We start from the raw sequence: 8,102 nt of genomic DNA on the forward strand, positions 1-8,102 counted from the left end.
ATGGCCGTCACCTTTTATTTTAACCTTTCACCATCACTTTCTTACCATTAATGATATACAGGCCGCCATTCCTGGGCTGTGTCACCTTTTGGCCTTTCAAGTCGTAGATGGTGCTCTGTTGCTTGTTGTCCGTTTTAACGGTAACGATGGCATTGGGTTTTTCGGGCACAGTAACGTTATAGTTATAGAGGTTTAATTGCTCGCCGCTGTTAGTATCAACAAACTTGCCATTGGTCCTATAGACGATGCAGAACCAGTACACACCGTCAGTCAGGTTAGGCACGTTGATAGTCATGGTCTGCGAGTCGCCCTTGCTGAGTACCAATGGTGCATCGACATTAAAGCTATTGCTATAACTGTTGGTTTCGCCTTTTCTCTTAAAAACCCTGACGCGGATGACGTTTTCGTAGTCGTTTTGGCCATTGTTCTTTACATTCAACTGGATGACGGCAGTATCGCTGTTAAGGGTATAATAATGATCGCTAATCATCTCGGCGTTTGTCACCTTACCATTGCTCAGCTTTAGATTCTGAGGAAGGGCTTGGGCAACCTCAATGTCGCGGCCAATAATCTCGGTAAAGACTTTAACCCACTGGTCGTTCTCTCTCACCCATTGCTTGATGCCGAGGGCAAGATGCTTGGTGCCTGCCTCTGTGGGCTCGAATATCATTGACAGCGTCTCGCTTGTTCCTTCATCAATGTCAAGATGACGGCCACCCAGGTCCTTGCCGTCTAACTGCAGGTACAGGACGTCGTTGAACAGCGTGCCGTTGTTCTGAAGATCAAACTGGGCCGTTATGGTGTTGCCAACTTCCAGCTTGCCAGCCAGCTCTATGCTGCCGCTCAGGTTGATGGTGGGAAGTTTCAGGCGTAGCGTGTCGTCGCTGATGGTGGTGCTCAGGAAATAGTTCTGTGTACTTTCGTTCTGATACCACTTCTCTGTGCCGTGCTTTCTTGATACGACAGCGGTGATATAGTGGCCGTCGGGCAAGGCGGGCACTTTGGCTGTCATCGTCTTTTCTCTCCAGCCGTAGTTGTTGTCAAACGATATAGCTTCGTGCTTCTGCTCTACATATACCAGTGAGTCGTTTGTATCATAGATACCCACTCCTATGTCAAACACATTGGCTTCACCTGTTGTGTTGTACATCTCTGCCTTGAAGCTGATGTTGAACTTGCCTTCCTCCTTCAAGTATTCGGATTGGGTGATATTGATACCATACGACGTCATCCTGATAGCAGGCTCCACAATAGTACCCTCATTCGGCTTGGCACCAATCATGGCATCCTGAAGGAAGCTATAGCCGTCGTTGCTGCTGGTGGCACCATAGCCGCTATTGTTGTGAGGGTCGAGGATAGACAGAAGGAAATAGCCGTTGCTGCTTCCTCCCCAACCCCAGTTTACATGGAAGAGACCTTCCTTGTCGTAACCGTCGATGACAAAGGAATGTCCAGAGTCTGATGAATAACCGCCATATAACACGGGTCGTCTCTCAGCCATCTCCTGATAGATAATGTTGTTCCACTCTCTAGCGCGGTAGCTGGTGCGGCTAATATACTGGGTTGTGGCGTCAAAGTCGAAATAGGTCTTGAAGATGATGTCCATGTTGTCGGAGTTAGCTCCACTAAAGCTGCTGGTATAGTCCATCTCTGAAGCAGCGCCACACACCTTCATCAGTGTGGCCACAGCGTTGATGGCTGTCTCGTCCTCGTTGCCAGAATAGTTGTCAAGCATATGGTCCCAGTCAAAGGTGGTCACAGGTGTAGCAGCTATCTTAAACTTCCTTGTATAGGTGGTATATCCTGGTATCTCCTTCAGCGTCTTCTCAGGATATTTGTAATAGTAGAGCACCTGAGCCATGGCTGTGGCTACGCAGCCAGTTATTGAGAGGTCTGTGCCGTCCTTGGGACACAGGCTGTTGTAGGGAGAGCCCTGGTCCCAGTTCGAGGTCAGTAGGGGAGCCACAGGGGCATGCTCGTCCAGAGCCACGCGGGCTATCTCGGCCTCGGGGTGGGTGGCCAGGTAATCCAGTTGGTCGGCATAGCCCTGCAGCCATGACTTCATGTTTTTGGGCATGTTATTCTTGTCAAACGTGCCCTCATCGGCATAGCCCAGAATAGCGGGGGTGCGGTCGTCAGCACTCACGATGACGTAACCGTTGGTCTGACCTACGTTAAACACATAATAGTTCTCGGCTGTCTCGCTTGGTGTCAGCTGACTGCCCTTTGCTGCCAGGCGCATGCCCTGTGGGGCTGCCTTCTGATGTTTGTTCAGGAAAGCCAGTGCCTTCTGCATAGCCTCATTCTCACTTACATTGCCTGCCCATGACAGTTGGCTGACCATCAGGACTACTAGTAGTAATAACTTCTTCATATTCGTTTTCTTTTATTGATTTGGTTGCAAAGATATAAATAAAAATCGAGACTACCAACGATATAACAGAAAAATAGCCCCCGCTGCCTAGAGCAACGGGGGCCGTTTTAGTTATGATGTGTGAGTTTTACTCACTTATCACTTCTTACTTCACCATAACCTTCTTGCCATTCAGGATGTACAGACCCTTCTGAGCCTTGTTCACCTTCTGACCATTCAGGTTATACATACCCTCGACATTCTTCTGATTCTTCAGAGTGCTGATGCCATCAGGCTCGGGATAAGGCTGAGGATCAACAGCAGGATTCAGATTCAGCGAGCTTACAATATCCTTCGGAACGAAGAACTTCACGTTATCGAAGATATAGAGGTTAGCGGTCTTCAGCTCAGCGAGGTTGAATGCAATTGACTGCATGGGCTTGTCTTCCTTGCTCTGATCGGCAGAGATAATGCTCTCTAACTCGAACGACTGCCAGTCAGCGGTGAAGTTCACGTCGCCAATACCTACGTAGTGGATGTAGTCGCCAGGATTAGCATGTGCCTGAGTAGTAGACTTAGCGGCCTCGTCAGCCTTGTAGTCGAACGATACCTTATAAGAAGTACCAGCAGGCAGCTGATAAGGCAGACGGATGAAGAACTGAGTATCCCAAGAGTTTGTAGGATTGTCAGCAGACTGAACCTTCACAGCCTTGCTGCCATCCACGCCGATACCTGCTGTGAATGGAGCGAGGAACGGACCACCCACACCCTGCTCTGTTACATAGAAGCAAGAGTTGTCGTCGCCTTCCATATCGCTGTTCACGATGATGTTCTCCCACTCTTTCGGCTTCTCTGGAATCTTAGCCCATACACCGAAGTTATCGAAGTAGTAGTTGTTAGCCTCAGCAATGTCATTCAGGTTGAATGCAATGCTCTTCATGTTGTTAGCAGCAGCGTCAACAGTAACCTCAGCAGAGAAGTGCTGCCACTCAGTTGTGAAGTTCACGTTGCCAATGCAAGCCCAGTGCAGGTAACCACCAGGAGCAGCGTGAGACTGTGTGCTAACAGAACCTGCCTTGTCGGCTTTGTAGTCGAACTCAACGTGCAATGTTGCACCTGCAGGCAGTTCCTCGTTCAGAACAATCCAGAACTGGCTGTCCCAAGCCTGAGAAACCTTATCCTGTGCCTTTACTACGATACCGCGGCTGAAGTCCTTACCAGCCATTGCAACAATAGTTGAGGCAGAAGGATCGGGAGCGGGATACTCCTTAGAAGCATAGCTGTCAACATTGTCACCAGCCAAGTTGCCGTTAGCAATCTCGTTGTTCCAACCCTCGGGAGCCTGGAGCTCAGGAGCGTCCTCACCGGCAACACCGAACTGCATCAGACGGAAGCGAGTGAACGACATCCAGTTGTGAACAACAGAAGTTACACCACGCACACCAATCTTAATTTCACCAGCCTCGGCCATTTCGAACTCAACAGAAGCATCGCCCCAGCCACGTCCGAACAGACCACCAGTAGCACCAACAGCAGCAATCTTGGCTGTGGTCTCTCCAGCGAAGAGGTTCAGGTCAACGTCGGCAGAAGCACGGCCAGCAACTGTCAGATAATACTTACCTGCAGGCAGTGTGATGGTCTGCTCAAGAGCAACGTCCCAAGCATTTGCACCCCAGTTACCACCATCGAAGTACTTGTAGGCAGAGTTGCCATCACCATCAGTGAGAGGCTCGCCGTCCAGAATGCTCAGATTACCACCTGAACCTTCACCCTTAACAATAGCCCAAGGCTCAGCAATAGCTTCCTCGGCGTTCGGGTTGACGATAGACTCAGTCATGTTTACAGCAGCACCATACTGGCACTCCAGCAGAGCACTTGACTCAGCGTACTGACGATAAGCCTTCAGCACAGCCTCGGTCAGAGCAGTTGCATCAGCAGCTGACTTAGGAGTAGCAGCTGTAGAAGCCTCAGCAGCGGCCTTCTTACCAGGAGCAGCATATGGGAACAGAACATCTGCCATGCTAGCAGCAGTGTTGTTGAAGGTCTCATAAGCACCCTTAGCAGCAGTGTAGGCGCTGGTAGCAGCGTTCAGAGCAGAAATAGCAGCCTTGTAAAGTTCTGTTGTGGGCTCAGCAATCTCGCCGTAGTCAGCGATAGCCTTCTCCAGAGCAGCCTTCTCCTCGCCTGTTACAGCAGCATAGTTATCATCAGCCAGAGCAGCCTTGGCGGCAGCCAGAGCAGCAGTGTATGCAGGCTCGAACTCCTCGGCAGGAATATCCTTCGTCAGATAGGTCAGACGGAAGTTATCGAAGATACACCACAGGTTGGTGTTGTTCTCCAACTTAGCACCAACGGTCAGTTGACCATCCTCGAATACGGTAACTGCAATAGGCTCAATGGTGTAGCTACCAGCAGTGAACGATGCAGAAGCATCTGCCATAGAGTTCTCAGAACCAGTCTTCAAGGGGAATGTGGCAGTCTTGTCGTTAGCATAGAATACGGGCAGGTTATCATTGTCAGAACCATCCTGACGATAGAATCCCTGAGCAGTCATCTGATACTTACCAGCAGGAGCGTTGGCAAGAACCTGACTCAGCGTAAAGGTTGAGTGGAATGACTCAGCGTTGTTGTTGGTGTTGTCACCACCAGAGAGGTTCTGGTTGTTAGCAACCATTGTCCAAGCACTCTTACGCAGGTCGTTGCGGCCAAAGTTAGCGTCCTGAATCAGGAAGGTAGCGTTGACGGGAGCCTCGGCAGTAGCGGTAGCCAGTTCAGCAATACGCTCGTCCAAAGTCTTCAGCATCCACTGAGCAGCTTCAGCAGTAGCATCGCCCTGCAGCAGAACCTGATTGTCAGCCTGAGCAGTCAGGAAGTTGGTACCATTGCTAATGGTGTAAAGACCTTCAGCACCTGCAACAGGAGTGATAGTCCAACCCATAGCTGCACCGTCGTTCCACTCACCATTCAGGAAGTGATTGTTACCACCATTAGAAACCTGTGAGTCGAGAGTGTACTTGCCATCAACAAATGCAATACCGTAGTCCAAACCGTCTGCATTTACAACAGCATGGGTACCCCATGAAGCACCTCCGGCCAGATACTTACCAGTACCCTTGTTCAGGATGTAGTACTTGCCATCAGCGAACAGAGGCTTAACAGGAGCTACATAAGCAGCGATAGTGTTGCCAGCGGCAAACTCATAAATTTCGTTGTACTTGGTGAGCTTACCAGTAACAATAACCTCAGCACCAACCTCGATGTCAGCAAGAGCTAAGCCTTCCATGGTCTTACCCTTGTAGCACTCGAACTGCTGGCCCTCAGTAGAACCGTTGTCAGAAATCCAATAAGTGATGAAATCCTGCTCTTCGTTAACGGTTTCAATCTTAGAGATGATACCCTTAACAAATACAGTTTCGTCGAGAGCGTCGCCAGCGTCAATCAGTTCAACAGCCTTAGCAACGGTGTAAGGCTCATCAATAGTGTTGGCAATGTGTACAGGCTCAGCGTCGGCCTCTACACCGCCATAAACAACATGCAACTTAGCAATGTGCTGCTGGTTGCTAGTGTTGTTTGTCAGAACGATTTCATTAGCCTCGCCCTTCCATGTTGTGACGATTCCTTCAGTTGTCAGTTCGCCTGTATTTGCTGTCAATTCAGCAACCTTACCGCTAACACCAGTAATCACAATCTTAGTGATACCTTCACCTGCGAAAGTGATAGTGTTTCCACCGTATGTACGAACAGCGCCACCAGAAGTATAATACTTAGGAGTTGTAGAACCAGTACCCTTAGAACAAGTCATGGTCGTCTTTGCATCAAGAGCAATAGCTACATCATTCAAATCCTGTTGGTTAGTATAACCCTGTTCAGCAGCTACCCAATCGAAAGCAACCATCTCAGCAGGAGCTGCAGCCTCCTTGTAGAGGTACAGACCAGTTACAGTAACATTTGCCCAGTTTGCACCCTTGATAGCGTTCAGGCTAGCAAGACCCTTGTCGGCAACAATCTGCTTCAGATCAACGGTAACAACACCATTCTCATTCGTGAAGTACTTAGCAGACCAAACAGCATCACCCTTCGGGAATTCAATCAGGTGTGACTGAGTCTCGTCTTCATTCCACTGACCCTGGTCAACATCACGGTTCATCATGACACGAGGAGTACCCTCGGTAAAGGTAACATACAGCTTGTCATAGTCAGAAAGAAGAGCAAAGTTCTTCCAACCTACGTTGCCGTCACCATAAGGCAGGCCCGAGGGCTTGAACAGTTCGAAAGAACAGCCTGTTGTAGCACCAGTAGTAGGTTCTGTAGCGCTGTCCCAGCTCATGAACATCTCAGCAGTCAGGTTAGTAAAGCCATCCTTCAGAGCCAAAGCTGCAATAGCATTGTTGATAGCTGTAGTAGCATTAGTCAAAGACTCTGCAGTAGCTCCTTCAGCAGCCAAAGCAGCTTCACCATCAGTGATGGCAGTGCTAAGAGCAGAGAATGTAGCTTCTGTGTAAGCTACAGCAAAGTACATCTTACCCGTCGCAATAGCAGCGGTCAGAGCGTCCTTCTGCTCTGCCAGAGGATCGGTCTGAGGAGCTTCCTTCATCGTGCAGAGAGTCCAGTAGATAGGATCTGTGCCTGTAGGAGCAGGATTCACACCAGCGAAATAGCCGCCACGAGCTACGTTCTTAAAGGCAAAGCCGTTGTCGGCATCGTACTCGATTACCCAAGCGCCACCATACTGCACGTCGGTGCCGTACTGTGTGCCATTTCCAAGAACGAAACAACCATTAAAGCCGCCTTCAGCACCGGAATTCAAGTAGATTGCCGGGTTTCCCCATAATCCAATACTGTTTCCGTTGGCATCTACAGCCTCAATGGCATAGGCGTTTGCAAGTGCATCAACACCTTCGTTTGCCAAGCTGTGAAGCTTCCACAAGTAGGCAGCACCTGTCACAGCGTTAGTATAAGTGTCGTAAGCCAAGTTCTGAGCGTCTTTGTTGTAGATGGCCTTCTGGTCTGTCTCATTGTAGATGACAAACAACTGACCATCCAGCGCAGCAACGCTGGTGAACTTCTGGTCGATCTCATACTCCGTTGCGGCATTCACCACACCCGCAAAGCATAGCAATGCGAATGTTAAAAACAACTTTGTAAATACTTTCATACCAAAATGTTTTTAGTTAGTTAATAATTAGGTTAAACGAATAAGTTCATAATTCGGGAGCAAAGATACATATTATTTTCTAACTAACAAAGAAAAATCGCTTTTTTTTTGTGTTTTTGCCTCTCTTTTTCTTTAAAATCCGTCGCTAGTCTCCTTTGCCTCGTTCCGATGGGACTTTCGTCTCGTTCCGATGGTGTTTTTCGGCCGTTCCGATGATACTTTACCCCCCTAAAGTATCATCGGAACGGGTCGTAGATGACGTCGGAACGGATGGAAACAAACGTTGGAACGGGTCGTAGAAGGGCTTGCTTTCTGAACACGAATCGCATGAATAGCACGAATTGGTTTTTTCGACCATAGAAGGCTATTCTTATATATATATAAATAAGGTGTAAGCCGTTTGTCGCTTTGACTTACATCAAGAGCGACAAAAAATTGTGTGCGATAACGAAATTTTTCTTGAAAAAGTTTTGGTAGTTCGGAAAAAAGTCGTACCTTTGCATCCGCTTTCGGGAAACAACCTCCCTGAGGGCGATGAAAAAGAGAGTTCTTTGAAAGATTTACATAGACAGAAGTAGTACAAGAAGCGAGTGT

At 48.7% G+C, this 8,102-nt stretch carries 3 protein-coding genes; all 3 read right to left on the reverse strand.

Annotated elements, in window-relative coordinates:
- Positions 1 to 19 precede the first annotated feature (19 nt).
- On the reverse strand, positions 20 to 2,374 hold the full coding sequence (locus tag Q0R57_RS04170; RefSeq protein ID WP_294744146.1) for a C10 family peptidase: 2,355 nt from the start codon (positions 2,372 to 2,374) through the stop codon (positions 20 to 22).
- Positions 2,375 to 2,519: 145 nt separating this feature from the next.
- A complete protein-coding gene (locus Q0R57_RS04175; protein ID WP_294744147.1) occupies positions 2,520 to 7,508 on the reverse strand; it encodes a hypothetical protein in 4,989 nt (1,662 codons plus the stop codon).
- A gap of 228 nt (positions 7,509 to 7,736) precedes the next feature.
- Positions 7,737 to 8,102: hypothetical protein (locus tag Q0R57_RS04180; protein ID WP_366516826.1), on the reverse strand; the 366-nt coding region annotated here is incomplete at its 5' end.

This window comes from uncultured Prevotella sp. (assembly GCF_946407605.1).
In the GTDB taxonomy this organism is placed as follows: Bacteria; Bacteroidota; Bacteroidia; order Bacteroidales; family Bacteroidaceae; genus Prevotella.